This window comes from Ardenticatena maritima (genome assembly GCF_001306175.1).
GTDB lineage: Bacteria > Chloroflexota > Anaerolineae > Ardenticatenales > Ardenticatenaceae > Ardenticatena > Ardenticatena maritima.
In genome coordinates this window covers 845,138-871,156 of record NZ_LGKN01000003.1, presented here as the reverse complement: position 1 = coordinate 871,156, position 26,019 = coordinate 845,138, and the positions used below count along the sequence as shown (strand labels likewise).

Sequence of the window (26,019 nt, the reverse complement as noted above, 5' to 3'; positions counted from 1 at the left end):
CCCCGTGCGTTTTGGTCTTTTCCTGCAAACTGAACAACTCAAATAACATGCAAAGGAGCGTGCGTATGGTGCAAACACAAACCCCCGAAACGCGCCCGATGACCGAAGAGGGCGATTTTCTCCAACTCAAAGGCGTTGACCACATCCATATTTGGGTGGGGAACGCCAAACATGCCATGTACTATTGGTGGAAAGGCTTTGGGTTCAAGCCGGTGGCCTATTCCGGGCTGGAAACCGGCAACCGCGAATTTTGTTCCTACGTCCTCGAATCGCGCAAAATCCGCATTGTAGTTTCATCTGCATACCATGCCACAAGTGAAATTGCCGCCCATCACCTGTTGCATGGCGACGGCGTGAAGGTGGTGGCGTTCGGCGTGGACGACGTGGAGCACGCCTTCCGCGTCACGACGGAGCGCGGCGCACGCCCGGCGTGGGGTCCCCGTGAAGAGCACGACGACTTTGGCGCCTACCGCACCGCCGCCATTCACACCTACGGCGACACCTTGCACGTCTTTGTTGACCGCTCCGATTACACAGGTCCCTTTGCCCCGACGTATCAGCCCATCGAATACGAAGCCGACCACGCCGGTTTGGCGGCGGTTGATCACATTGTGGGCAACGTGCAACTGGGCAAGATGAACTACTGGGTGGACTTCTACCATCGCGTGATGGGCTTCCGCCAGATTTTGCACTTCGACGATGAAGATATCAGCACCGAGTATTCGGCGCTGATGTCCAAAGTGATGAGCGATGGGAGCGGGCGTATCAAAATGCCCATCAACGAGCCCGCCGAAGGTCGCCGCAAGAGCCAGATTGAAGAATACCTTGATTACTACTACACCCCCGGCGTTCAGCACATTGCCATGCTGACGGACGACATTATCGAAACGGTGAGCAAACTGCGCCGCAACGGGATTGAATTCTTGCGCGTGCCCGATACGTACTACGATATTTTGCCTGAGCGCGTGGGTGAAATCCGCGAGCCGCTGGACGCCATCCGCGAATTGGGCATTCTGGTTGACCGTGACGATGAGGGCTACCTGTTGCAAATCTTCACCAAGCCTTTGCAAGAACGCCCCACGCTCTTCATCGAAGTCATTCAGCGGCGTGGCAGCCGTGGGTTTGGCAAGGGGAACTTCAAGGCGTTGTTTGAAGCCATCGAGTTGGAACAGGCGCGGCGCGGCAACCTCTGAACCGGGGCGCTCATGGGCATGTGAGGGCTTGCGTTTGACAGAATGCGCGGATTGCGTATCCCCAACGTGTGCAGGGCGCAATCCGCGCGCCCTCTTTTCGTGTCAACCACCACTACATGAGGGAGTGAGCCATGAAATTTGTGAGTTATCGCCGCCTTCCGCATGGCAAGCGCTCGCGTGCCGGCTTGTTGATGGGCGACCGTGTTGTGGATATTGCCGTTGCCTGGGATTGGGCGCGGGCGTTTGGGTATGATTTGCGCCCCCCGGCGCCCGTCACCATGCTTGATTTCATTCGCCGTGGGTATGAGCGGTGGCATGAACTGTTCGACGCCCTTGATGATGTGCTCGAACAGAGCGATAGCCGCCATATGTCCACGCAGGAAGGCGTCTTGGTGCAGTCTGTGAGCGATGTTGAATTGTTACCGCCCTTGCCGAATCCCACCAGCCTGCGCGATTTCTACGCCTTCGAGCAGCATGTCAAAACCGCCTACGCCAACCGCGGGCGCGACGTTCCCCCGGAGTGGTACGAAATTCCCGTGTTCTACTTTTCCAACCACCAAGCCATCATCGGACCAGATGCGCCGGTTGTGCGTCCCAAGCGGAGCCGTGCGCTGGACTACGAACTCGAAGTGGCGGCGATTATCGGCAAGCCGGGACGCGATATTGCGCCCGAAGACGCGATGGACTACGTGTTCGGCTTCACCATCATGAATGATTGGTCGGCGCGGGACTTGCAAATGCAGGAAATGCGCGTTTTGCTGGGACCCGCCAAAGGCAAGGATTTCGCCACCTCGCTGGGACCCTGGATTGTGACGCCCGATGAACTGGCTGATGTCGCCACAGACCGCCCCGGCGTGTATGACTTGACGATGGTGGCGCGGGTCAACGGGGAAGAACGCTCGCGCGGCAACTGGAAGGACATTTACTATTCGTTTGGCGAGATGATTGCGCGCGCGTCTGAAGATGTCTGGCTCTATCCCGGCGATGTCATCGGCTCTGGCACGGTGGGCACAGGGTGCTTGCTGGAAATCACCCGCGCGCAAGGCCCCTGGCTGGAACCGGGCGATGTCGTGGAACTGGAAGTGGAGCGGCTGGGCGTCTTGCGCAACCGTGTCGCCGCTCCTGATGAAACAACCGACTGAATGAAAGGAGGCAACGATGCCTTTCTATCACCGCTTGGGGGAAATCCCGCAGAAGCGGCATGTGCAATTCCGCAAGCCTGATGGCGGCTTGTATCGTGAAGAAGTCATGGGGCTGGAAGGCTTTTCGGGAATCCAATCCATCTTGTACCACTACTTTTTGCCGCCCCGCGTCAAACATATCGAAGATTTGGGGCCCGCGTTGCCCAACTACGTGGATTTTGGACCGCTTCGCCACCGTGCGTTTGCCACAGCGGACATTCCCGCCGGCGGGGATGCGCTTTCGTCGCGGCGCGTGCTCATGGGCAACGATGACGTGCAACTGGGGGTGAGCCGCCCAACGGAGAGCATGACCTACTTTTACCGCAATGCGCAATCATACGAAGTCTGGTTTGTGCATGAGGGCGAAGGGGTTTTGCGGTCGCAGTTTGGGCGGCTTGAATTTATGCCCGGCGATTACATTATCATTCCGTTCGGCGTGACCTGGATGATGGAACTGACCACGCCCGAAGCGCGTTTCTTCACCATCGAAGCCCCCTCGCAAATCGAACCGCCGAAACGCTATCGCAACAAGTATGGGCAATTGCTGGAACACGCCCCCTATTGCGAGCGCGACTTCCGCGTGCCGCAAGTGCTTGAAACGTTCACCGAGCGCGGCGAGTTTGAGGTGCGTGTCAAGGTGCGCAATCGTCTCACGCGCCACATTCTGGACCATCATCCCTTTGATGTGGTGGGCTGGGATGGGTATCTCTACCCCTGGATTTTCAACATTCACGATTTCATGCCCATCACTGGCAAAATTCACCAGCCGCCGCCTGTTCACCAGACCTTTGAAGCCTTCAACTTTGTGGTCTGCTCGTTTGTGCCGCGCCTGTACGACTACCACCCTGAGGCGATTCCAGCGCCCTACAACCACTCCAACGTCAATTCCGATGAAGTGATTTACTACTGCGAGGGCAACTTCATGTCGCGCAAGGGGATTGAGCGGTGCGATATTACACTGCACCCCTTTGGCTTGCCGCATGGTCCACAACCCGGCGCAACCGAAGCCAGTATCGGCAAAACCAGCACCGAAGAGTTGGCGGTCATGGTGGACACGTTCCGCCCCTTGCAGGTCACAGCGGACGCGCTCGAATTGGAAAAGGAAAACTACTGGGCATCCTGGCTGGAAGGAGACGGGACCTGATGGAGCGCAACGCACACGACATTCCCTGGCGTTCGATGTACAAACTCCTGACGGGCGCTATTGTTCCGCGACCCATCGGCTGGATTTCCACCGTTGATGTGGAAGGACGCCCCAACCTGGCGCCCTTTTCGTTCTTCAACGCCATTTGCTCCAACCCGCCGCATGTGCTGTTTTGCCCCGGCGTGCGGAGTACTGACGGCGCGCCCAAAGACACCTTGCGCAACGTGCGCGCAACGGGCGAATTTGTGGTGAACATTGTGACCGAGGACTTGCTCGACGCCATGAACCTCACTTCGACGGAGTTGCCCCCTGATGTGGACGAATTCGCCTATGCCGGGCTGACACCGATGCCGTCGGTGGTGGTGCGCCCGCCGCGCGTGGCGGAAAGCCCGATTCACTTTGAGTGCCGTGTGGTGCATATCTACGATGTCGGGCACGAACCGGGGGCGGGGAGTGTGGTGATTGGTGAAGTCGTGCATGTGCATGTCGCCGACGATCTCCTGCTCGACGGCGACAAAATTGACATTCGCGCCCTCAAACCAGTTGGGCGCTTGGCGGGGGGCGAGTACTGTCTCGTGCGCGAGATTGTGCACGTTCCGCGTCCCCCTTCACGCATTCGCCCTTCGCATACTTGAGCCGCGGTTTACTCGTTGGGCGCTCGCCGATACACAGGGTGCGAGCGCCCAAAATACCTATCGAAGATGTAGTGTGTTTCAACCCACGCCGTATAGGCTTCTAGTTTTTGCAGGCGCCCGCTCCAAAAGGCAATCAGTGCCGGCTTGAACGTGCTCCTATTCGCCTCTTGATGGCGGCATGCTATACTCCCCGCCGCCCATGTCAACCTGACAACACGGAGAAGGTGTATGGATCTTGTGCAAGCCATCATTTTAGGCATCGTGCAGGGGGCAACGGAATTTATCCCCATTTCAAGTAGCGGGCATTTGGTGCTTGTGCCCTGGTTGTTGGGCTGGGAAGACCCCGGCTTGACCTACGATGCGATTGTACACTGGGGCACATTGTTGGCGGTGCTTTCCTTTTTCTGGCGCGATTTTTGGGAGATTGCGCGCAATTTTTTGAGCGGTTTGGTACGCGGCCAGGTGTGGGGCGACCAAACGCGCCTGGGCTGGTTGCTCATCGTTGGCACACTCCCCGCAGCAGTGATTGGTCTGTTGCTGGAAAGCCAATTTGAAGCGCTGTTTGGGAAACCGCAATGGGTGGCGCTCTTCCTGATGGGAACGGGATGCTTGCTCTGGTTGAGCGAGCGCTGGCGACAATCGGGCAAAACTTTGTCCGACATGGGGGTGCCCGATGCGCTGGTGATTGGGTTCGCGCAAGCCCTGGCAATTACGCCCGGCATCTCTCGTAGCGGCAGTACCATCGCGGCGGGCTTGCTGCGTGGGCTGGACCGCGCAACGGCGGCGCGTTTCAGTTTCTTGCTGATGGCGCCCATCGTGTTTGGCGCTGGGGCGAAAAAAACGCTTGACTTGCTCAGCGCCGGTGTGGACAGTGCCACCCTGCTCCCTGTGGGGCTTGGGTTTCTTGCCGCAGCGTTCACCGGCTATGTGAGCATCGGGTTTCTGATGCGCTATCTGCAGCGCGCGACTTTGCACCTGTTTGCCTACTGGTGTTGGGGCTTTGGGCTTTTCTGCTTTGTGTTGGCGCTGTGGCGTGGCGGGTGAGCGCTCTGCCTGAAAAGAGGGGTGTGTATGCCGGTGGAGACACTGAACACGATAACTCGCAATGAATTTCTAGCGATTGTGCTGTTTTATGCGCTCGCCTGGTTTGTCGCGCGTTTCTCGCGGCGCATGGCTGGGCGTGTGGCGCGTATGCGGCGCTTGCATCCCTACGCGCGCCCGCAGCGGCTGGATACGCTGGAAGAACTGATTGCGAGCCTGATCTCACTTGTGGCGTTTGTCGCGGCGACCATTGCATCGCTGGCGCAGTTTGTCAGCGCCGATACGCTTGTGTGGGGGATTGGCTTGTTCAGCGCCGCGTTTGGGTTGAGCGCCCGCCCCATTATCAGCGATTTTATGGCTGGCATCAGTTTTTTGTTTGAAGACACGTTTGCCGTGGGCGAAAAAGTCGAAGTTGTCGGCATTGAAGGCGTCATCGAGCAGGTGAATGTGCGCACCACCTGGATTCGGGGGCGGCTCGGCGAGCAATACGTTGTGCCCAATGGCGAAATTCGTATCGTGCGCAATTTCAGCCGCGGGCAGTTTTCCAATGCCTCAGTGCGCGTGCGTATCCCCAGCGAGCATCTGGAAGAAGCCATCACCGTGCTTGAAACGGCGGCGGAAGAAGCGTTCCAGGCGCTTCCGGCGCTTCTGGAACCGTGGCGCGTCATTGCCGAGGAAACGACGCTGGGCGAAACCGCCGAACTGCTGGTGCTTGCCAAAGCCGAATATGGGCATGGCGCCGAAGTGCGCCCGCGCCTGATGGCGTTCATCCAGCGTAAATTGGCGGCGGCTGGCGTCCCGTTGAAAGGCTGACTTCAAAGAAGTGCAATCAGCACAATCGCCAAAATGGTGAGCAGCAACAGCACCACCAGACACCCAACGGGGTCGAGGAGTTGCATGCCCACTTGCGCACTTGTGGAAACGCCGCCGTGAAACGGCTCAGTCAGCAGGATGAGCATGAAAATGGCAATGGTGATAAGCCCGGCGGGGGTCAGCACAATTTCAAGCAGGCGGGGCATGAGCCGCGAGAGCAAGGGCGAAAACCACTCGTCCCATTGCAAGACCAAAATCGCCGTGCAATAAAACGGCACGGTCATCCCAATCGTCCAGTAAGCGCAACCGCGCATCCAGGCAAAGCGTTTGCGTCGTTGATACATCCTCATCGCCTCGGTCGTTTCTTCAAGTGTGCGCGTGTTTGTTATAGCAGAAGGGCGCGCGCTTGCCTATTCAGCACTCCATGCTTCCAGCAAGAGCACCAGCCCAAAGAACAACGTCACGCCGCCCAGGCATCCCAGCCCGACAACCGGGAACCAGAGCGTCAGCCACGAAGCCAGCATGGCCTCTTCGGGGGTGTCGGGATTGTACACCACATCCACCGTTTGCCCCACGTGCGGCGCGAATGCGCGAAAACCGAACCCGCTTGTCTCCTGAAATTGCACACGCTCCCCCGAGGCCGTCGTAAATTCCACCACGGGGTGCCACACAATGTTGCCATCCTCGTCATCCTTGACCTCCGCCACCAGCGCCACAACTTGCCCTTCTGTGCGGGCATAGGTCGCCAGCCGATTGTGTGTTTCATGGTACCAGCGCCACCCATGCCGGAGCAGTAGTGCTCCCAACACCAGCAAAATCAGCCCAATCCAGGTGACGGGTTTCGTCAGCGGGATGCGCCTCAACATCAAGAGAACTCCTTTGGATAGACGAGCAGCACGTATGCAAAGTAGCATTGCCCATACGCTTGTGCAAGTAGAGCGCAAAACACCTTCGTGCCCCCGCGGGGCAAGGTGTAGCACAACCGGCATGCCAAAAAGCACCCCCGCTTTGTTCACTTTTTCACATTCTTGAGTGAATTACTCAGCAACAAGGCATTCTGGCAAAGTGGCTTGTGGCACTTGTAGAATGGTCGTATAATGGCGGCTGCATTGCTCTATCCGCTCACAACAGACTCCAAAGGAGGAAGCGCATGGTACAAAGTGGCCTTCGTCTGTTAGTGAAGGAAGGCCTGCGGTACCGAGGGCGTGAAGGCCAGTGGGCTTGGCTCTTGCATCGCCTCACCGGTATCGGGGTGTTCCTTTTCCTCGCGTTGCACATTTTCGATATTTTCTTGATGAGTTTCGGCGAAGACGTTTTCAACGAACTCGTGTTCCTCTATCACCAACCGTGGGCGCGTATCGGGCACATTTTCCTCTTCTTCGGATTGCTCTTCCACGCGTTCAACGGCATTCGCATCACCATTATGGACTTTTGGCCGTCGTTGTGGCGCTATCAGCGCCAGGGCGTCTGGATTCAGACGGTCATTTTCCTGGCGGTGTTCATCCCGTCCACCATTGCCATCCTGATTGAAATTCTGAGCCACTAAGGAGGCTGTCCATGTTTGAAGCACTGACCTCCGTCCGTTCGGCCGAACAGCGCATGGAGCGGTCGAGCAACTTTGAGTTGTTCGCCTGGTTCTTCATGCGTGTGAGCGGTATCCTGCTGCTTCTGATTGCAGTGGGGCACCTCTTCTACATGCACTTTGTGGTGGGGGTAGCCAACATTGATTTTGCCCTGATTGCGGAACGCTGGGAAAACCCCCTCTGGCGCATTTACGATACGTTCTTGCTGGTGTTTGCGTTCACGCACGGCACAAACGGCATGCGCTACATCATTGATGATTACTTCCGCGGTGGTGTCCGCGTCACGCTGAAAATCTTGCTCTACTTGCTCTACTTCGCGCTTATGCTGATGGGCTCATATGTCATTTTTACGTTCCGGGCCTAACCGAGAACGCCTAGGAGGAGAATTCTATGTCGACATTCCAGTATGATGTGCTCGTGATTGGTGCCGGCGGTGCCGGTTTGATGGCGGCTTTGTACGCCTCCAAATCCGCCAACACCGCCGTGCTGAGCAAACTGTATCCGACTCGTTCGCACACAGGCGCTGCCCAAGGTGGTATCAGCGCCGCATTGGGCAACCATGAAGAAGACCATTGGGAATGGCACGCCTACGACACCGTCAAGGGGTCTGACTACCTGGGCGACCAGGATGCCATTGAAATTATGTGCCGCGAGGCGATTGATGTGGTCATCGAGTTGGAGCACATGGGCTTGCCCTTCGACCGCACACCCGAAGGGAAGATTGCCCAGCGCCCCTTTGGCGGCCACACGCGCAACTATGGTGAAGCCCCTGTGCGCCGTGCATGCCACGCCGCCGACCGCACCGGCCACATGATTCTGCAAACGCTCTACCAGCAGTGCATCAAGCACAATGTCAACTTCTTTGATGAATTCCAGGTGCTTGACCTCATCATCGAAGATGGCGTGTGCAAAGGTGCGATCGCCTATGAGATTGACACCGGCGAAATTCACACCTTCCACGCCAAAGCCGTTATCCTGGCGACTGGTGGATGGGGCAAGTGCTGGTCGGTGACGAGCAACGCTTTCACGCTCACGGGCGACGGGGCGGCGATTGTGCTGCGCCACGGCGTGCCGCTTGAAGACATGGAATTTTTCCAGTTCCACCCCACCGGCATCTGGAAGATGGGGATTCTCATCACCGAAGGGGTGCGCGGTGAAGGCGGTATCCTGCGCAACAACCTGGGCGAGCGCTTCATGGAACGCTATTCGCCCACGCTCAAAGACCTTGCCCCGCGTGACGTGGTTTCACGTGCGATTTACATGGAAATCCGCGAAGGGCGCGGCATTGACGGCAAGGACTACGTCTATCTGGACGCGACGCACCTGGGGCGCGAACGCATTGAGAAGAAACTGCCCGACATCGCCGACTTCTGCCGCACCTACTTGGGCATTGACCCAGCCGAACAACCCATGCCGGTGCAACCGACGGCGCACTATGCCATGGGTGGCATCCCCACGGATGTGGATGGGCGTGTGATTGTGGATGCCAACAACACGCCGCTCTATGGGCTCTACGCCGCTGGTGAGGTGGCGTGTGTCTCGGTGCATGGCGCGAACCGTTTGGGCACCAACTCGCTCCTCGACCTGGTGGTGTTCGGTCGCCGCGCTGGTATCCACGCCGCCGCCTTTGCCAACGAAATCGAATTCCAGCCCATTCCCGACAACGCTGATGAGCCGACGCGCGAATTGGTGGAGCGTGTGCGTACGCACGACGGGGATGAAAATGTGGCGACCATCCGCGCCGAAATGCAGAAGTTGATGATGAACAACGTGGGGGTTTTCCGCACGGAAGAACTGCTGACCGAAGCCGTCGAAAAATTGAAAGAACTGAAAGAACGCGCACGCAACATCTCCATCCAGGACAAGGGCAAGCGCTTCAACCAGGACTTGCTGGAAGCCATCGAACTCTACAACCTGCTCGACCTGGCGGAAGTGACGGCGCTCTCGGCGCTCAACCGCACCGAAAGCCGTGGGGCGCACTCGCGCGAAGATTATCCCGAGCGCGATGACGAAAACTGGTTGAAGCATACGCTTATCTACCGCGAAGAAGATGGTTCGTATCGCTTCGATTACAAGCCCGTCACGATTACGAAGTTTGAACCCAAACCGCGCGTGTACTAGCCTGCGAGGAGTGAACTATGGCTGAGACCATCAAGGTGAAACTGCGCATCAAGCGCTTCAACCCCGAAAAGGACAAAGAACCGTGGTGGGGGGAATACGACGTTGAAATGGACCCCACCGACCGTGTGCTCGACGCCTTGCACTACGTGAAATGGCACATTGACGGGACGCTCACATTGCGCCGCTCCTGCGGGCATGGTATTTGCGGCTCGGACGCCATGCGTATCAACGGCGTCAACCGCCTGGCGTGCAAGGTGCTGCTGCGCGACGTGGCGCCCGTGGTGACGGTCGAACCCATTTTGGGCTTGCCCGTCATCAAGGATTTGGTGGTGGACATGGAACCTTTCATGGCGCAATATCGTTCAGTCATGCCGTACTTTGTCAACGATGAGCCGCCGCCGCCGCGTGAGCGTCTCCAATCGCCTGAAGAGCGTGCCGTCTTTGACGATACGACCAAGTGCATTTTGTGCGCGTGCTGTACCACGTCGTGCCCCTCGTTCTGGGCGCGTGGCGAATATGTGGGGCCGGCGGCGATTGTGCAAGCGCACCGCTTTATCTTCGACAGCCGCGACCGCGCTGCGGCGCAGCGCCTGGAAATCCTCAACGAACCCGATGGCATTTGGCGCTGCCGCACGGTGTATAACTGCACGAACGCCTGTCCGCGTGAAATCAAGATCACCGAGGCAATTGCCGAAGTCAAGAAGGCGTTGCTGTTCAGCCGCCTCTAAACCTGTCGGCGAGGCACGCCAAACACCCCCAGCACATGTTGGGGGTGTTTTTTTGTGCGCAACCCCCGGAGAGCAGGACTTTTGTCTGGGTTGAATGATACAAATGTTTATTGAAAAAGCAGGAAGAAAGATTTATACTGAGACTGGTTCGTCTTCTTGTGCTTCTTTGTGATGCATATTCAAGCGCACCCCAAACAACCTGAAAGGAGTAAGGTATGCGTTCCCCCCACATTCAACGATTCGTTTTCCTCTTGGTAGGTGGTTTTTTGCTCACATGGCTGGTCACTCTGTGGGCGCCTTCCGACGCCAGCATTGCCGCCAATCCTGGTGACCTGGTGCTGGCAAGTTCGGGTGTCATTCAGCCCGGTCAGACGTTGACATTCCCTACGTATATCAGCACCCCGGCAAACTTGCGTTTGAAGGTGTGGGGTGGAAACCCCAACGATGCACTGGACCTTGTCGCAGGTGGTGATACTTGGTCGGTGCAGAGTGGTGAAACGGCTTGGCGGTCGTTGATACTCACCAATGGAGGAACAGTGCTCTTGCAAAACGCCACTGCCGGGGCGCTCAATTACTCGCTCACCGTATGGGTGGAGGATGTGCTGCCCTCGTTCGCGGATGGCGTCACGGTTTGGGAAGGCACCGCGCAGAATGACGGCGTGCAATCCACAATCCGCGTCAATGCGCCGCAAAGTGGGCTCTATGCTTTCACGCTGGAAGCGCCGCAAGGGGCGTATCGTTTTATTGTTGATGAAACCTATGTCCAGAAGCATGTGGTCAGCGGCGCCGAACCGTCGCCAAGTGATACGGTCTACTATCTGGAAGCGGGCGTGCATACGTTCCGTATCGAACAACAGCCCGCCCAACCCATGAGTACCTGGCGAGTATCCGTCTCGTTTGCAGGCGGTGCTGACACGCTTCCGTGGATGGAGAGCGGGCATGAGATTGGCGGGAGTGGCAATTTTGCCACGGAACGCATTCCGCTCTTTGTGCCTGAGGGGGCGGATGTGAACATCCGCTTTGAGGTGGAAGGTCATTCAGGCGACGCGCTACAATTTGTGTTGTTCAATGGCGCTACGCCTGTGTACACATCAACAGACGTGTATGGCGGGGAAACAAACTGGGCGACAACGCATCTTGACAGTGGGCTGAACACCTTGGTCGTCCAGGCGTTGGAGACAAACACCGCCGGGTTGACCTACACCGCTACAGTCGATGTGCTTCCCTCGACGGCATACACATGGAGCGGACGCACGTATGGGGCAACTGCCCGCCCTTACAACGGACATTCCATCATCCGCCTGACGTTCCCCGAAAGTGGTTTGTACGATTTTGATTTGACGTCCACGGCGGGACGGTATCAGTTCTTCTTGGATACAATGTACATTCAGAAGACCATTACCGACTCGCTCACGTCGTTCCGCGCCTATGTGCCGGCGGGGACGCACACGCTCGAACTCTGGCAAGACCCGAACGAACCGGTCAATGAATGGTCTGTGGCAGTTGCCGCCAGCGGCGCACAGCATGACACCTTGCCCTGGATGGCTGTCGGCGGTAGCCTGGGGGGCAGTGGAAATGTGTTCAGTGAAGAATGGATCCCCCTCTATGTCCCCAGTGGTGGAGCGATCAACGCACGCATGACGGTTGACGGTGCTATGGGCGATAAAGTGTACGTGCGTGTTTATGCCGCCGATGGAACCACCCTCCTTTATCAAAGCCAGGCGATTTATGGCGGGGAAACGGTTTGGCAAACATTCCCCATTACGGATGGCTTGCAACTGGTGAATGTACAAGCGGATGGGGCGAATACGCAACCCATCACCTATCAGATAGACGTGATGGATGTGCCTACCATTCCATCAATGTTTAGCGGCGTTGCCGATAGCAATGGCATGGCTTCGCATGTGCAGTTCCAGGCGCCGGTTGATGGGCTCTATGAATTTACGCTTGTCACCACAGAAGGTTCGGCGGCGTTGCAATTCCCCAGCGGATTGACACGTCGGCAGACCAATGCGCCCAACACGATCACGACCACGTTGCGCATTGAATTCACGGCGGGGTATTACACGTTCCAGGTGGTGCAAGACCCCATGTTCACGCGCACTGTCTGGGCAGTGAATGCCGACCTCGTGTCGAGCAGTCAAGCGCTCACAATTACGAGTGTATCGCCTGTTGCCGCCGAACCTGGGGTAACCACTACACTTACGGTGAGCGGGAGCGGCTTCTTGCCTGGTGCGCAGGTGGTCTTGCTGGATGCTGCCAACACGCCGATCACCGCGACAAACGTGGTCTATGTGAGCGCCAATCAACTCAAAGCCACCTTTGCGCCGTTGCCCAGTGGGCTCTACACAGTCAAAGTGGTCAATCCTTCCGGCGCAAGCGCCATGCTTGAACATGCATTCGCTGTGATGCGGCGGCTCTTCTTGCCGGTGGTGCTTCGCTAAAACGCCCTAAACCGCCAAACGAAAAGCCCGCGCCATGTGCGCGGGCTTCTGTTGTTGAGGGTCAAATCTCATTAGCGGCGGTATTGCTCAACGTTCTGCTGATGTTCTTCAAGCGTTTTGGCAAACACATGTGTGCCGTCGCCGCGTGCGACAAAGTAGTAGTAATCCGTCTGGGGGGCGGTAGCAACTGCACGCAGTGCCGCCAACCCCGGATTGCAAATGGGGGTTGGTGGAAGCCCCGGATACTTGTAGGTGTTGTAGGGAGAATCAATCTCCAGGTCATCCAGGTAAAGAGGCGTCTTCCACCATGTTTGGGTCTCTTCCTGATAGCCGAGCGCGTATTGCACCGTCGGGTCGGCGTTGAGCAGTGTCCCGTCGCGCCAGCGGTTCTCAAATACGCTGGCAATCAGCGGTCGTTCTTCGTCCACCACGGCTTCACGTTCGACAATGCTCGCCAGCGTCACCGCTTCGTAAATCGTCATCCCTTTTTCTGCAATGGCGGCGCGCAATTCGGGCGAAAGCCGTTGCCCAAATGTGCGCAACTGCATTTCCACGAACGATTGCGCAGTTGTTTCATCAGGAATAACACGGTAGGTGTCCGGAAAGAGGAAGCCTTCCAGTGGCGCGTCGGGCGGCGCATCGGCCAGAAAGTCAAACGTGGCGCGGTATGGTTCCACGCTTGCCGTCGCCGCCAGATACTCGCCCGCCGAGACAAGTCCTTTGGCTTCCAGCAGTTCCGCGATTTGTTCGCGCCGCCAGCCTTCTGGAATGGTGACTAACACCTCTTCCACACGCCCTTGCTGCAACGCCTGAATGAGTTCATCCATCGTCATATTGCGGCGCAACTGGTATGTGCCCGCCGCCAATTTTTGGTCAGCGCCCCGATAGACGAGCAGGCGGCGGAACAATGTCGCATCGGTGATCAGCCCTTCATCTTCAAGCCGTTGGGCGATAGTGAGCGCGGTTTCCCCCGGTTCAATGGTGAAGACCACGGTCGAATCATCGTTGCTGGCTGGTTGGGTGATTTTATCCCGATTGAGCGCCAGATAGAGCCCGGTGAGGCGTTGTTCCAGTGATTGGGGTTCATTTTCGGCAGCGGCGAGTTCTTCCTCGGTCAACACGCCTTCGACCGTGCTGGGGGGCGGCACAAGAATCTGGGTGAACACCAGCAGGACAACCATGCCAAGCGTGACAACAGTCGCCACCACAATTCCCATTCCCAAGAGGGCACGTGCGCGGCTTACTTTGCGCTTTTGGGGCGCAGGAGCGGTGGATGGTGGTGTCGCCGGCATGGGGGCGGTGGGCGGTGTGCGACGCCCACGTGCGGCACGCCGCAAGGCGAGTTCTTCATCTTGCAGGGCGGCGCGCTCACGGTGGAGATCGGCGATTTGGGATTCAATTTCGCGCAGGTGGGCGCGCTCCTGTTTGGATGAAGCATTGCGCAATTCGGCGGCGGCTTTCGCCAGGACGGCAAGTTGCTGTTGAATCTCGTGCAGGCGTTGCTGGATTTCGGTCAAGCGTTCCTGATGGCTCATCTGTTCATTGCTCCGACTCAATGGACTTGGGGATGACGCGCTCAGCGCCTACTCCCTGATGCTCGAAGTAGTGTTCGAGCATTACCGCAGCGGCAACAGCATCCAGTTTTTCGCGACGGGCTTTTTGCGTGGTGCCGGCGGCAATCATCTGCTGTTGGGCGTCTTTGCTGGTGTACCGTTCATCCCACAAATAGACGGGAATATCAGTTTGCGCCGCCAGGACTTCGGCGAAGGCGCGGCATTGGGCGGCTTGCTCGCCCTCGCTGCCGTCGGTGTTCAGCGGCAACCCCACGATGATTTTGGCGGCTTGTTCGGCGCGTGCGAGTTCCACCAGCCGCGCGATGAGCGATTCAAGCGAGCCGTGCGGCAGTACAGCCACGGGGCGGGGCGCCATGCCCACGCCCGCGGCAACGCCGACGCGCCGTTTGCCGTAATCCACCGCGAGGACGACCTCGTACGTCATTGCGAAGCCCCTTGCTGTTGTGGTGGAAGCGCCGCCACGCGCACGTAGATGCGCAGAGGCAGGTAGGGCATGCGCCCCCATCCCGCCGGGCTGATTTCGATGCCGGGGTCGGCGGCGAGGGGAAGACGGTTCTTCAAAACCACTTCGGCTTCCTCAATGGGCAGACCACGCACCAAATCGCGCACCATGTTGCCGTCAATGCGGGCGGCGGTAAAGCCTTCGACTTCGGCGGTGAAACGCGCCTGGTCGCTCGACAGGCGCTCGCCGTCCACGATGCGCACGGCGAACCCTTCCGCCAGCAATTCGCGGTCGGCGGGGACGTTTTCGCGCAGCACGGGGCGCGCCAAAAACTCCACGTCTTCCTGGCGCACAATCAAGCCCTCCACCCGCAGGCGGTAGAGCAACGTGAGGGTGTCGGCTTGCTCATCCACCAGATGGTCGAAGGATTCGGTCACGGCGTCGAACGTGAGCGTGTTGGGGATGAGTAGGTAGCCTTCGGGAATTTGCTTGGCGATTTCCGCCGTCCCCTCTTGTGTGAGGCGTTGCACCACTTGTTCGCGCAATTGGTCTTTGTCGGCGACCGTCACCGTTGCGACCTGTTTGACTGTGCCCCCGCTGGTGGGGTTCGTGTTGAAAACACGCAATGCCGAGGCAAGCGGACCTTCCACCTGGTTGATGAGCAGCGCCCCCACATTGCCGGTCAGGCCGGGGTTAAGCGCCTCGATGGGGACGGTGATTTGCCCATTGGCGGGCACAACCACATCTTCCAGCGTTTGGAAGCGCACAGGAACGGCGGCGCTGGTGCGCACAATCGTGCCGCGCGGAACCGTCACATCTTGCGGCAGAAGGTTCACGAGCGTGACTTCGCCGCGTGCTTTGGCGTCGGGAACGTCGCGGCGGCCGGTGGTTGCCATTTGCCCCGTGCCTTCCACGATGATGGAAAAGCGCTCGGCGGGGACGACCATTTGACTGCGCACCGGTCCTTCGGCGTCGGTGTCGGCGGTGGCTTCAAAAGGAATGGTGAGCAGGGATTGCTCCGGCACCAGCGTAATTTGGGCGCTTGGCACAAGCAACAGCGCCCCCGCCGCCAGAACAATCAGCAAGCCAAGCACCAGACCAATCAGAACAAAGCGGTCTGCCCAATTGGCGGGCGCGCCGATTTGCTCGCGTCGGGCTTCCAGGGCACGGTGTCCTGTGAGCCATTCGGTGCTCAGTGGCGTTTCATGCCCATTGGCGGGCGTCTCGAAAGTGGGGCGCGACCAGCGGTGCGCTTTTTGCGCGGCTTCCACCGAGCGGAACACCGCCAGATGAATCGCTTTGGCGCGGTCGCGAATATCGGGGTCGCGTGTGGCGATAGCAAGTTCAAAGCCGTTTTCATAGGCTTGGCGGGCGAGCACTTTCAGGCGGACTTCGTTGCGAAATGCCGGATGCTGGCGTGGGACATCCAGAATCACACGGTCAGCCTGAACGCGCGTGAGCAGACTGCGCACGCCGTGAAAATCTTCATCCCCTTGCAGGTGGATGACTTGCTCGCTTTTGGTGCTTTTGGCAACTGGTTGTGGTGGTCTCTGTTCGGTGCTCATATTCGTTCCTGAAAACCCAATGTTGTCTGAAGAATCAGCCTACATATTTTGATGACTCTTGGATTCTTGCCAAAACATCTCCAACACATCGGCTTCGACGGTCTCAGGTTCGCGCGCCATTTCAGCGGCAAGCGCGGCAATGTTCACCCATTCGGGACCCGTGAGCAAGCCGTACATGTCGTACAGGTGTTGCAATCGCGCCGGTTTGAGCACGTCGAACACGGGCGTTCCCGCAAAAAGCCTGTGCGGCCAGGCGTAGGCTTGCAGTGCGTGCAAGAGGGCGGGCAAGCGCGCCCCCCCGCCATAGACCCACACGCGCGACGGGAGCGGTTCTTTGCCGGCGAGGATGCGCAGGTTGCTCTGAAGCGTTTCCAGCCAGTGTTGGAGCGCCTGAGGCAAGGCGCTTTCGAGAAACGCACGCCCTTCTTGCGACCCCAAACCGCGCATGTAGCGCTCGAAAGCCGCCCAGGCGGCGCGGGGGGGTAAGGGGCGTGGCCAATCAAGTGCGGCGGCGATGTGCGCCAGCCCGTGTGGCATGGATGCGAATGCGGTAATGCGCCGTTGTTCCACCAGAGCGACGTCGGTATGCTGGACGCCTACGTCAATGAGCACAGCGTCCGAGTAGGGTTGTTGCGCGGCGACAACGTGCGGCGCGGCTTTGACCGCTTCCAGTTCCAGCCCCACGCGGGCAAAAATCTCTTCGAGGGCGTCCAGCCCGGTGGAAGGCCAACACCAGGCGTTGAGCGCGAGCACCAGTGTGGTGCCCCCGCGTGAACCCCAACGCTGTACCGGCAGCAAATCAAGCAAGAGCCCGACAAGTTCGGCGTCGAAGATGGTATGGCGCACCTGTGTTTTCATGCTTTCGGTGCGTGCATAGGCGTGAACCTTGGCGGAGAGCCGCGCGATGAGAGGGCGCAGTTCGTCTATGTCCAGCGATTCAGCCGGCTTGGCGCGTGTCTGTTTTTGCACAAAGAGCGACCCTTTCAGCCACGCGCCGCTGATGACGGCTTGCCCATAGTCGGCGACGACGGGTTGTTGTGTGAGGGTGTGCGCGTGGTGTTCGGCGTCGGTGAGCGCCTGGTCGCTCAGTGAGGAGAGATGGTTGGGCGAGAGGGTTGGGGTTTCGCCCAAAAGTGCGGCGTTTCCCGATGCCGTCCCGTTTCCCAAGACCAATGCGCCTTCGGGTGTGAGCGAGACCAACAGAGCACGCGCGCCGCTCGACCCAAAGTCGAGCAGCGCGCGGCGGTTGTGCGGTGTGCTTTGCAAAAGCGCGGCTTTGGGAAGCCGAAACAGGTGTTGGTCAGCCACGGTGTTTGCGGATTTCTTCTGGTACGTTGGCAAGGGCTTCGCTCAGTTTTTCGGTGAAGCGCCCACCGGCTTGCGCCATGGTGGGGCGACCGCCGCCGCCACCGCCGATGTAAGCGCCGAGTGCTTTCACCAGGTTGCCGGCGTGCAGGTTTTCACGTTCCACCAGGTCTTTGCTGATGGTGGTCAGAATCATCGGCTTTTCATTGACGATAGCCCCCAGCACGATGACAGCCGACGGCAGTTTTTCGCGCAGGCGGTCGGCGAGGTCGCGCATGTATTCGATTGTGGGGGCGTCCACTTCAGTGGCGAGCACCGGAATCCCGTCCACATCCACCACGCGCGCCGTCAGTTCGTTGACTTGGGCGGCGGCGAGTTTGCGGCGCAGGTCGGCGATGGTTTTTTCCTGCTCGCGCAGTTGGGCTTGCAGTTTTTCAACACGTTGCGGAAGTTGCTCGCTTGGCGTGTTGAGTGCGGCGGCGAGGTCATCCCACGCGTTGAGCCGCTCGCGGATGAAGGCGGCGGCTTTGCGCCCGGTCAGCGCCACAATGCGGCGCACGCCGGCGGAGATGCTGCTTTCGGACGTGATGACGAACGGGCCAATTTGCCCCGTGCGTTCCACATGCGTCCCGCCGCAGAGTTCGCGCGAATACCAGGCGCGGGTGTGCGGGTCTTCAATGCTGACCATGCGCACAGTCTCGCCGTACTTTTCGCCGAAGAGGGCGATAGCGCCCTGGTTGAGGGCTTCTTCCAGTGGCAGGTAATGCCAGTCCACCACTTCATCGGCGATGATGTTGGCGAGCACTTCCTGCTCGATGCGTTGCAGTTCCTCGCGCGTGACGGGTTGCAGGTGCACAAAGTCAAAGCGCAGGTAATCAGGCGCGACAAGCGAGCCGCGCTGTTCGGCGTGTTCACCCAGCACGTTGCGCAAAGCGCGGTGCAGCAAGTGGGTGGCGGTGTGGTTGCGCATGATGTCCCAGCGGCGATCCACGTCAATGCTTGCGTAGGCGGGGTCGCCCACGTTGATCGCGCCAGCGACCACAGTGCCCAGATGCACCCAGAGGTTGGGGCGGGCGCGGCGCACGTCGTGCACCAGCACGCGCCCGTAGTCGGTTTCGATGACGCCCGTGTCGGCGACTTGCCCACCCCCTTCGGCGTAGAAGGGCGTTTCGCTGAGCACCAGTTCCACTTCGTCGCCTTCAGCCGCCGATTGCACCGCTTCACCATCTTTGACGAGGTAGAGAATGGTGGTTTCGACGTTGGTCAGGCGCTGGTAATCGTAGCCGACAAATTGCGTGGCGGGCAGGTCTACCGTGCGGTAGCGTTCCACAAGTTCGTCCACGTTGAACGTTTCATGGGCGCGGGCACGGGCGCGCTGTTCCGCCATGGCGCGGTCAAACCCTTCGCGGTCAATGGTGAAGCCGCGTTCCTCGGCAATCTGGCGCGTCAGGTCGTAGGGGAAGCCGTAGGTGTCGTAGAGACGGAAGGCTTCCTCACCGGGGATGACGCGCGTGCCTTGCGCTTCCAGGTCGGCGAGCAGGGCTTCTAGGCGCGCCAGCCCGTTGTCGAGCGTTTGGCGGAAGCGGTCTTCTTCCTGCGCCACCACTTCCAGGATGAAATCGCGCTTTTCGGCGAGTTCGGTGTAGTGCCCGCCGTACTCCTGAATGACGGTCTCGGCAAGGTCAGCCATGAAGGGTTTTTCAAAGCCGATTTGCTTGCCGTAGCGCATGGCGCGCCGCATGATGAGCCGCAGCACATAGTTGCGCCCACTGTTGCCGGGCAACACACCGTCGCCAATGAGGAAGGTGGTGGCGCGGATGTGGTCGGCAATGGCGCGGTAGCCGACAATGTGCGCGTCACGTTCAGCGTCGCTATGCCCCAGCAGGGTTTGAATGCGGGTGATGATGGGCATGAAGAGGTCGGTTTCGTAGTTGTTGGTTTTGCCCTGCACCACCGAGGTAATGCGTTCCAGCCCCATGCCCGTGTCAATGGACGGTTTGGGAAGGGGCGTGAGCGTCCCGTCCAAAGCGCGGTCGTACTGCATGAAGACCAGGTTCCAGAGTTCCAGGTAGCGGTCGTCGCGGTTGACGCCTTCGGGCGTCATCTCTTCGATGGGACCCCAGTAGTAGTGAATTTCGGAACAGGGACCGCATGGACCGGTGTCGCCCATTTGCCAGAAGTTTTCTTCTTTGCCGAAGCGCAAAATGCGTTCCGGCGGCACATGGCGGGTCCAGTATTCAAAGGCTTCGTCGTCGTCCAGGTAAATCGTCACCCAGAGACGGTTTTTGTCGAGTTGCAGCACATTGGTGAGGAAATCCCAGGCGTATTCGATGGCTTCTTCTTTGAAGTAGTCGCCAAAACTAAAATTGCCCAGCATTTCAAAAAATGTGTGGTGGCGCGGCGAGGGTCCCACGTTTTCCAGGTCGTTATGCTTGCCGGAAACGCGCATGCACTTTTGCGCGGATGTGGCACGGGTGTAGGGGCGCTTTTCCAGCCCCAGGAAAACGTCCTTGAATTGGTTCATGCCTGCGTTTGTGAACAGCAACGTGGGGTCGTTTGCCGGCACCAAAGATGAACTGGGCACAACTTCATGCCCACGCTCCTTGAAATAATCGAGAAACAATTGTCGGATTTCGTGGCTGGATTTTGGAACGCTCATTGGCTCACCTGCGTTTTCTCTTCTTCTTATGCCGGAATTTTGGGAAAGCGGCACGATTGTAGAAGCAATGTGCCGAGAAGGCAAGTATTTTTGGGAAGTGCGGATGAATGGTGTCAGGGATGCGGTGAGTGGGGGTGTTTCACACATTGGTGTGCTATTGACGCCAGTCAAAAACGGGGTATCGTAAAGGCGACGCCCCACAACAAACGAGAGCAAGTGCCTATGGATGCGCAAACGATTGCTCACAACCTGCAAATGGTGCAAAACCGCATGGCGGAAGCGGCTGTGCGTGCCGGGCGTGCGCCAGAGGAGATTACGCTCGTGGCGGTCACCAAAACCCATCCGCCTGAGGTTGTTCGCCTGGTGTATGAACTTGGCGTGCGCAATGTGGGGGAAAACCGCGTTCATGAAGCGCTGGAAAAACAGGCGGCGCTTGCCGACCTTGACGACCTGCGCTGGCATATGATTGGGCATGTGCAAAGCCGCAAAGCGCGCGATGTGGTGGGGCGTTTCGTGCTCATCCATTCGCTCGATTCGCTCAAACTGGCGCGGCGCTATCAGCGCATGGCGGAGCAGTACGGGGTTGAGCGGGTGGATGTGTTGCTGGAAGTCAACGTGAGCGGCGAAGCCAGCAAGTACGGTTTTCCCGCCGTGCGCGAAAGTGATAGGCTCGCCCTCGAAGACGCCGTGGCGCAGATTCTGGCGTTGCCGGCGCTGCGTGTGCATGGGCTGATGACCATGGCGCCCTATGTTCCCGATGCCGAACGGGTGCGCCCTGTGTTTCGGGCGGCGCGCCAATTGCGCGACCGCCTGGCGCGCCGTTTTCCACATGCCAGATGGGATGTGCTTTCGATGGGCATGAGCAACGATTATGAAGTGGCTATTGAAGAAGGCGCAACCGTGGTGCGCATTGGCACCGCGATTTTTGGACCTCGCCTTGTCAACGAACCCAAACAGAAAGAGGCTGACGCATGATTGTCCAACTCATTGATACCATCTTCAACTTGATTTACTTGCTGATTTTGTTGCGAATTTTGCTTTCGTGGTTGCCCGCGTTGGGGGTACGGCTTGACCCATACAACCCGATTGTGCGCCTCATCTACCAGCTCACAGACCCCATTTTGGAGCCGTTTCGGCGCATTATTCCACCGCTGGGCATGATTGACATTAGCCCGATTGTGGCCATTTTGGTCTTGCAGTTGGTGCAAACCTTGCTCATCTCGCTCTTTGCGGGGTACTGATGATGGACCTGCCGTTTGCGCGTTCGGACGGTGACGGTGTGTTGTTGACGGTGCATGTTCAACCGCGCGCCGCGCGCACACAGGTCGCCGGCGTCCATGGCGATGCGCTCAAAATTCGTTTGAACGCGCCCCCCGTGGATGGGCGCGCGAATGATGCGCTGTGTGCGTTTCTGGCGGAGATGTTTGGTGTACCGCGGCGCGCCGTCGAAATTGTGCAAGGCGACACAGCACGCCGCAAAATTGTGCGTATTGAGGGCGTCACCCTGCAAGATGTGGGCAATTGTCTGGCGTGAGGGAACATTTGCCGCCGCGGGTGCGTTGTATGCGTGCCAATCAACCAACCGATATGGAGGGTGACGCATGTGGAAGCGACGTTTTCTTGTGGCGAGTTGTCTGGTATGGCTGATGGGGCTTGCAGCGTGTGGCGGGGCTGAACCATCCGAACCTGTTTCATCGCCCACGACGGAAGCGCCTGCGCCAATGCCGCCGGAGCGGGGGCTGGAAGAACAGCCGCCCGCCCTGGTGATTCAAGCCGCTTTGGAAGCCGTGGCGAGTGTGAGCGGCGTCAGTACGGCTGAATTGCAGGTTGTTGCGACCAAAGAAGTCGAGTGGCCGGATACCTCTTTGGGATGTCCGAAGCCCGGCGAAATGTATTTGCAGGTGATCACACCGGGCTATTTGGTGCGCGTTCAAGCGCCTGATGGAACCGAGTACGAAGTCCATACGGACGCTACGGGTGATACGGCTCTGCTTTGTTCACCCAACGCTGACGACGCCACGCGCGGCGGATTGGATACGACCACCGAGTTGTCCCACCTGACGACGACGGAATTTGCCTTGAACGTGGTCGCGCAGTGGTTGGGGCTTGAATCACGCGAGCAGTTGCAGGTGCTGGAACAGGAAGAGGTCGAATGGCCGAATACAGCATTGGGGTGCCCACGCCCGGACTACGCATACGCCGAGGTGATTGTGCCGGGTGAGCGTTTGCTGGTGCAAGCGCCTGATGGGACACGCTATGAGGTGCATTTGGGGCAAGATGGGCACATGGTTGTGTGTGATGAGGCACAGACCCCGCTCTATGAGACAACGTTGTTTGCAACAACAGATGTGGAGGGGAACATGAACCTTTCAGCAGAAGCGCGCCCCGCCTTTGAAACGGCGTTGAATGCTTTGCAAAGTGAGGGCTTCAACGTGGATGCGTTGACGCTTGAATCGTGGGAAGCCGTCACGTGGCGGGATAGCAGTTTGGGATGCCCACAGCCGGATATGATGTACGCGCAGGTGTTGACGCCGGGGTATCGCTTTGTGTTTAGCGACCGCGATGGCAATGTGGTGTACGTTCATACCGACAGCGGCGCGAGGGCGGTTGTGTGCGAAAAGCCTGCCGAAAACGGCGCGTTGCCGAACGAATAAAAAAGCGCTTCGGGAAGCAGGCAAAAGCCCTGTCAGGTTGTCCTGACAGGGCTTTTTGATGGCTGCATGGGCACTGCGCCGGTGTGAGCGTTCACCCAGCGCTGCACGTATCGAAAACCAGCGCCCCCGCGCCGTACAAGCCGGCGTCATCCCCCAGCGCCGCCGGCACGATATCGAATGTGTCGCGGTATGGCTTCATCACGTGGTCGCGGGCGCTTTGCCGGGCTGGTTCGAGCAGGAAATCGCCGGCGTTGCTGACGCCCCCGCCCACGATAATGCGTTGGGGGTTGAACACATGCACCAGCAGCGCAATGCCCACGCCCAGGTAGTGGCCGGCGCGTGCCAGCACATGGCGCGCGGTGGCGTCCCCTTGTTGCGCTGCCTGCACCACTTCAACAGCGGTCAGGGGACCATCGTGGTTGGCGAGTAGGCTTGGCCAGCCTCGTTTCAAGGCGGCTTCGGCTTCGCGGGCGATGTTCGGACCACTGGCAAGGGCTTCGAGGTGGCCGCGCTGACCACAGCCGCACAGTGGACCATCGGGGACGATGGGCATATGCCCGATTTCGGCGGCCATGCCATGCGCCCCTGTGAGCAGACGGCCGTTGCTGATGATGCCGCCGCCGATGCCGGTGCTCACCGTGATGTAAATGATGTCGTCCAGTCCTTTGCCGGCGCCGTAGCGGTATTCGCCCAACGCGGCAAGGTTGGCGTCATTCCCCAGAAAAACGGGCAAACCCAACAACGCCTGCAAACGTTCCGCCAGCGGAACGTCCGCCCAGCCGGGAAGATTGGGCGGGCTGGCGACGACGCCCCGCTTTTCATCCACGGGACCGGGTGCGGTGACGCCGACACCCATGATTGCTTGTCCGGGGGCTGTGCCCATCACTTCACGCACAACGTCGGCGATGCGTTCGATGACGGCGTCGGGTCCCCGTTCGGCTTCGGTACGGACACGTGTGCGCGAAAGCATTGCTCCTTCGGCGGTGAAGAGGGCGGCGCGCAAATGCGTTCCGCCAAGGTCTACGGCGACGGCGAGTGGGGAAGGTGTTGGTGCCATCGTGAGAACTCCTCTCATCCAGTTTGGTTGCGTTGTTGTACAAGCGTGTGTACGGCGTCCAGAATGAGATGCGCGAGGGCATCTTTGGGCATCGGTTCAAGTGGGCGCGGTTCGCCGTGGCGTGAAATGAGGGTCGCCTGTACGCGCCCATCTCCAAACGATTGTGGCACGGGATTGGCGATGATGAGGTCGAGCCCTTTGCGTTCCAGTTTCTGGCGGGCGTTTTCGATGAGGTGGTCTGTTTCAGCCGCCCAGCCGACTACAACGAGACGGGCGGGGCGTACCTGTTTCACGTCGGCGAGAATGTCGGGGTTGCGCACCAGGCGCAAGACCAGGTCGTCATCGCTCTTCTTGATTTTTTGCGCGGCAACGTCGGCGGGGCGGTAATCGGCGACGGCGGCGGCCATGAATAGGGCGTCGGCGTCTTGAATGGCGTTCAGGACAGCCTCGCGCATATCGCGCGCGCTTTCCACCGGAATCAGGGTTGCGCCTTCGGGGGTGGGGATGTGGCGCGCGGTGCTAATCAGGGTGACGTGTGCGCCGCGGTCGAGAGCGGCTTCGGCAACCGCATAGCCCATCGCCCCCGATGAGTGATTGCTAATGAAGCGCACGGGGTCAATGGCTTCGCGCGTGCCCCCTGCTGTGACCACGACGCGCCGCCCCGCCCAATCTTGCGGGGTGAGGGTGCGCCGCAGTGCGGTGAGAATGCGCTCAGGTGCGGCAAGGCGTCCGACGCCGCTAGCGCCTGAGGCGAGGTAGCCCGCTTCGGGTTCGACGATGCGCACGCCGCGTTCGCGCAAGGTGGCGATGTTGGCTTGTGTGGCGGGGTGTCGCCACATGTTGGTTTCCATGGCGGGCGCGACAATGATGGGGCACGTTGCCGCCAAGGCGGTGGTGGTCAGCAAATTGTCGGCAAGCCCCAGTGCGAGTTTGGCAATTGTATTGGCTGTGGCGGGGGCAATCAAGAGCGCGTCGGCGGTTTTGCCCAACGTCACATGCCCGATGTCGGTTTCCGCCATCAACGAGAACATGTCGGTCAGGACGGGGCGGTGCGTTATCGCCTGGAATGAAAGCGGTTGCACCATTTTGGTCGCCGATTCGGTCATGATGACGTCAACATGCGCCCCGCTTTGCACCAGTGCACTCGCCAGCGCGACGGCTTTGTAGGTTGCAATGGAACCCGTAACGCCCAGCACGATATGTTTGTCGGCAAAAACGTTCCTTGGCATGTGCTCACTCCAATTCTCCAACGCTGGATGGTCATCATTGTGGCAACAAAAGGGGGAAAAGACGTGCGCCGTTGCGTTGACGTCATAGCATTCTTCTGATACTCTCGCAGATACTACCACGTGTGTGTCAAGCGTCAATCAAAGAGGATGAATGTATGGCGACAATTTACATTTCACTTGGGAGCAACCAGGGAGATTTGTTGTACAACCTGCAACGCGCCAAAGAAGTGTTGCAACACCGGCAATGGGTGGTGCTGGATGTTTGCTCGCCCATTTATGTGAGCGAACCATGGGGGAAAATCAACCAGCCCTGGTTTCTCAACCAGGTCTGCCGCGCCCAAACAGAATTGAGCCCGCGTGCACTGATACGGTTCTTCCGCGCGATTGAATACGATATGGGGCGCCGCCACGATGAGGAAGAGCGCTGGGGACCACGCATCATTGACATTGATTTGCTGGATTACGATGGACGTGTTGAGAAAGACCACATTGTTGAAGTGCCTCATCCGCGCTTGCATGAACGCCGTTTCGTGCTTGTGCCGCTGAATGATATTGCGCCCGACTGGCGGCATCCTGTGCTGGGGAAAACAGCCGCCGAACTGTTGGCGGCGTGCCCTGATACGAGCAAGGTTCATCCGCTGTAAGTTGGAG

General features: G+C 58.9%; 25 protein-coding genes. 16 read left to right on the top strand and 9 right to left on the bottom strand.

Annotated elements, in window-relative coordinates; translation table 11 throughout:
• The first annotated feature begins 65 nt into the window (after positions 1-65).
• The 6 genes from hppD to SE16_RS03790 all read left to right on the top strand — a co-directional run bounded on the left by hppD (position 66) and on the right by SE16_RS03790 (position 6,007).
• A complete protein-coding gene (gene hppD / locus SE16_RS03815) occupies positions 66-1,193 on the top strand; it encodes a 4-hydroxyphenylpyruvate dioxygenase (RefSeq protein WP_082374280.1) in 1,128 nt (375 codons plus the stop codon).
• 131 nt (positions 1,194-1,324) lie between these two features.
• Positions 1,325-2,335 (top strand): fumarylacetoacetate hydrolase family protein, encoded by a 1,011-nt coding sequence (locus tag SE16_RS03810; RefSeq protein WP_054493212.1) that lies wholly within the window; start codon positions 1,325-1,327, stop codon positions 2,333-2,335.
• 16 nt (positions 2,336-2,351) lie between these two features.
• Positions 2,352-3,518 carry a homogentisate 1,2-dioxygenase gene (locus SE16_RS03805; protein ID WP_054493213.1) on the top strand — a complete coding sequence of 389 codons (1,167 nt, stop codon included), beginning with the start codon at positions 2,352-2,354 and terminating at the stop codon, positions 3,516-3,518.
• Entirely contained in the window at positions 3,518-4,153 is a 636-nt protein-coding gene (locus SE16_RS03800; RefSeq protein ID WP_054493214.1) for a flavin reductase family protein, read from the top strand. Before SE16_RS03805 ends, SE16_RS03800 begins: the two co-directional genes overlap by 1 nt.
• A 228-nt stretch (positions 4,154-4,381) precedes the next feature.
• On the top strand, positions 4,382-5,197 hold the full coding sequence (locus SE16_RS03795; RefSeq protein WP_054493215.1) for an undecaprenyl-diphosphate phosphatase: 816 nt from the start codon (positions 4,382-4,384) through the stop codon (positions 5,195-5,197).
• A gap of 27 nt (positions 5,198-5,224) precedes the next feature.
• A complete protein-coding gene (locus SE16_RS03790) occupies positions 5,225-6,007 on the top strand; it encodes a mechanosensitive ion channel family protein (protein ID WP_054493216.1) in 783 nt (260 codons plus the stop codon).
• A 2-nt stretch (positions 6,008-6,009) separates the two neighbouring features.
• On the opposite strand, the gene SE16_RS03785 is transcribed toward SE16_RS03790, so the two are convergent.
• Entirely contained in the window at positions 6,010-6,351 is a 342-nt protein-coding gene (locus SE16_RS03785) for a hypothetical protein (protein ID WP_054493217.1), read from the bottom strand.
• Positions 6,352-6,417: 66 nt separating this feature from the next.
• Positions 6,418-6,873 carry a DUF3592 domain-containing protein gene (locus tag SE16_RS03780; protein ID WP_054493218.1) on the bottom strand — a complete coding sequence of 152 codons (456 nt, stop codon included), beginning with the start codon at positions 6,871-6,873 and terminating at the stop codon, positions 6,418-6,420.
• Positions 6,874-7,157: 284 nt separating this feature from the next.
• Here SE16_RS03780 and sdhC point away from each other — a divergent pair, with 284 nt between their 5' ends.
• From sdhC to SE16_RS03755, 5 genes are all read left to right on the top strand, one after another.
• Positions 7,158-7,553, top strand: coding sequence for a succinate dehydrogenase, cytochrome b556 subunit (gene sdhC / locus SE16_RS03775; protein WP_054493219.1), 396 nt, complete (start codon positions 7,158-7,160; stop codon positions 7,551-7,553).
• Positions 7,554-7,564: 11 nt separating this feature from the next.
• Positions 7,565-7,954 carry a succinate dehydrogenase hydrophobic membrane anchor subunit gene (locus SE16_RS03770; RefSeq protein WP_054493220.1) on the top strand — a complete coding sequence of 130 codons (390 nt, stop codon included), beginning with the start codon at positions 7,565-7,567 and terminating at the stop codon, positions 7,952-7,954.
• Positions 7,955-7,980: 26 nt separating this feature from the next.
• Complete coding sequence (gene sdhA / locus SE16_RS03765) at positions 7,981-9,711, top strand: succinate dehydrogenase flavoprotein subunit (RefSeq protein ID WP_054493221.1); 1,731 nt, start codon at positions 7,981-7,983, stop codon at positions 9,709-9,711.
• Between the two features lie 29 nt (positions 9,712-9,740).
• Entirely contained in the window at positions 9,741-10,439 is a 699-nt protein-coding gene (locus tag SE16_RS03760) for a succinate dehydrogenase iron-sulfur subunit (protein ID WP_054493235.1), read from the top strand.
• Between the two features lie 215 nt (positions 10,440-10,654).
• Complete coding sequence (locus SE16_RS03755) at positions 10,655-12,883, top strand: IPT/TIG domain-containing protein (protein ID WP_054493222.1); 2,229 nt, start codon at positions 10,655-10,657, stop codon at positions 12,881-12,883.
• 71 nt (positions 12,884-12,954) lie between these two features.
• Here the strand turns inward: SE16_RS03755 and mltG are convergent, their stop codons facing one another.
• Genes mltG through alaS form a run of 5 tightly spaced genes read right to left on the bottom strand, consistent with a single transcriptional unit; the run spans position 12,955 to position 20,428 of the window.
• Positions 12,955-14,418: an endolytic transglycosylase MltG gene (gene mltG, locus SE16_RS03750; protein WP_054493223.1), complete on the bottom strand. Its 1,464-nt coding sequence runs from the start codon at positions 14,416-14,418 to the stop codon at positions 12,955-12,957.
• A gap of 4 nt (positions 14,419-14,422) precedes the next feature.
• The gene (gene ruvX / locus SE16_RS03745; protein WP_054493224.1) at positions 14,423-14,881 is read right to left on the bottom strand and encodes a Holliday junction resolvase RuvX; all 459 of its coding nucleotides are present in this window, start codon (positions 14,879-14,881) and stop codon (positions 14,423-14,425) included.
• Positions 14,878-16,464, bottom strand: a complete 1,587-nt coding sequence (locus tag SE16_RS03740; RefSeq protein ID WP_060687232.1) for a baseplate J/gp47 family protein — start codon at positions 16,462-16,464, stop codon at positions 14,878-14,880. Before SE16_RS03740 ends, ruvX begins: the two co-directional genes overlap by 4 nt.
• 39 nt (positions 16,465-16,503) lie before the next feature.
• Positions 16,504-17,772, bottom strand: a complete 1,269-nt coding sequence (locus SE16_RS03735; RefSeq protein ID WP_054493226.1) for a hypothetical protein — start codon at positions 17,770-17,772, stop codon at positions 16,504-16,506.
• Positions 17,765-20,428 carry an alanine--tRNA ligase gene (gene alaS / locus SE16_RS03730; protein ID WP_054493227.1) on the bottom strand — a complete coding sequence of 888 codons (2,664 nt, stop codon included), beginning with the start codon at positions 20,426-20,428 and terminating at the stop codon, positions 17,765-17,767. The genes SE16_RS03735 and alaS overlap by 8 nt, the downstream gene beginning before the upstream one ends.
• Before the next feature lie 222 nt (positions 20,429-20,650).
• Between alaS and SE16_RS03725 the strand changes: the two genes are divergently transcribed.
• The 4 genes from SE16_RS03725 (at position 20,651) to SE16_RS03710 (ending at position 23,082) form a co-directional block, all read left to right on the top strand.
• The gene (locus SE16_RS03725) at positions 20,651-21,403 is read left to right on the top strand and encodes a YggS family pyridoxal phosphate-dependent enzyme (protein ID WP_054493228.1); all 753 of its coding nucleotides are present in this window, start codon (positions 20,651-20,653) and stop codon (positions 21,401-21,403) included.
• The gene (locus SE16_RS03720; protein WP_054493229.1) at positions 21,400-21,669 is read left to right on the top strand and encodes a YggT family protein; all 270 of its coding nucleotides are present in this window, start codon (positions 21,400-21,402) and stop codon (positions 21,667-21,669) included. Before SE16_RS03725 ends, SE16_RS03720 begins: the two co-directional genes overlap by 4 nt.
• A gap of 2 nt (positions 21,670-21,671) precedes the next feature.
• Entirely contained in the window at positions 21,672-21,962 is a 291-nt protein-coding gene (locus tag SE16_RS03715; RefSeq protein ID WP_200907304.1) for a DUF167 domain-containing protein, read from the top strand.
• Positions 21,963-22,029: 67 nt separating this feature from the next.
• Entirely contained in the window at positions 22,030-23,082 is a 1,053-nt protein-coding gene (locus tag SE16_RS03710; RefSeq protein WP_054493231.1) for a hypothetical protein, read from the top strand.
• Positions 23,083-23,173: 91 nt separating this feature from the next.
• Here the strand turns inward: SE16_RS03710 and SE16_RS03705 are convergent, their stop codons facing one another.
• Positions 23,174-24,139: an ROK family protein gene (locus SE16_RS03705; RefSeq protein WP_054493232.1), complete on the bottom strand. Its 966-nt coding sequence runs from the start codon at positions 24,137-24,139 to the stop codon at positions 23,174-23,176.
• 14 nt (positions 24,140-24,153) lie between these two features.
• Entirely contained in the window at positions 24,154-25,368 is a 1,215-nt protein-coding gene (gene coaBC, locus SE16_RS03700; RefSeq protein ID WP_060687230.1) for a bifunctional phosphopantothenoylcysteine decarboxylase/phosphopantothenate--cysteine ligase CoaBC, read from the bottom strand.
• Between the two features lie 155 nt (positions 25,369-25,523).
• On the opposite strand from coaBC, the gene folK reads away from it, so the two are divergent.
• Positions 25,524-26,012: a 2-amino-4-hydroxy-6-hydroxymethyldihydropteridine diphosphokinase gene (folK, locus tag SE16_RS03695; protein ID WP_054493320.1), complete on the top strand. Its 489-nt coding sequence runs from the start codon at positions 25,524-25,526 to the stop codon at positions 26,010-26,012.
• The last annotated feature ends 7 nt before the right edge of the window (positions 26,013-26,019 follow it).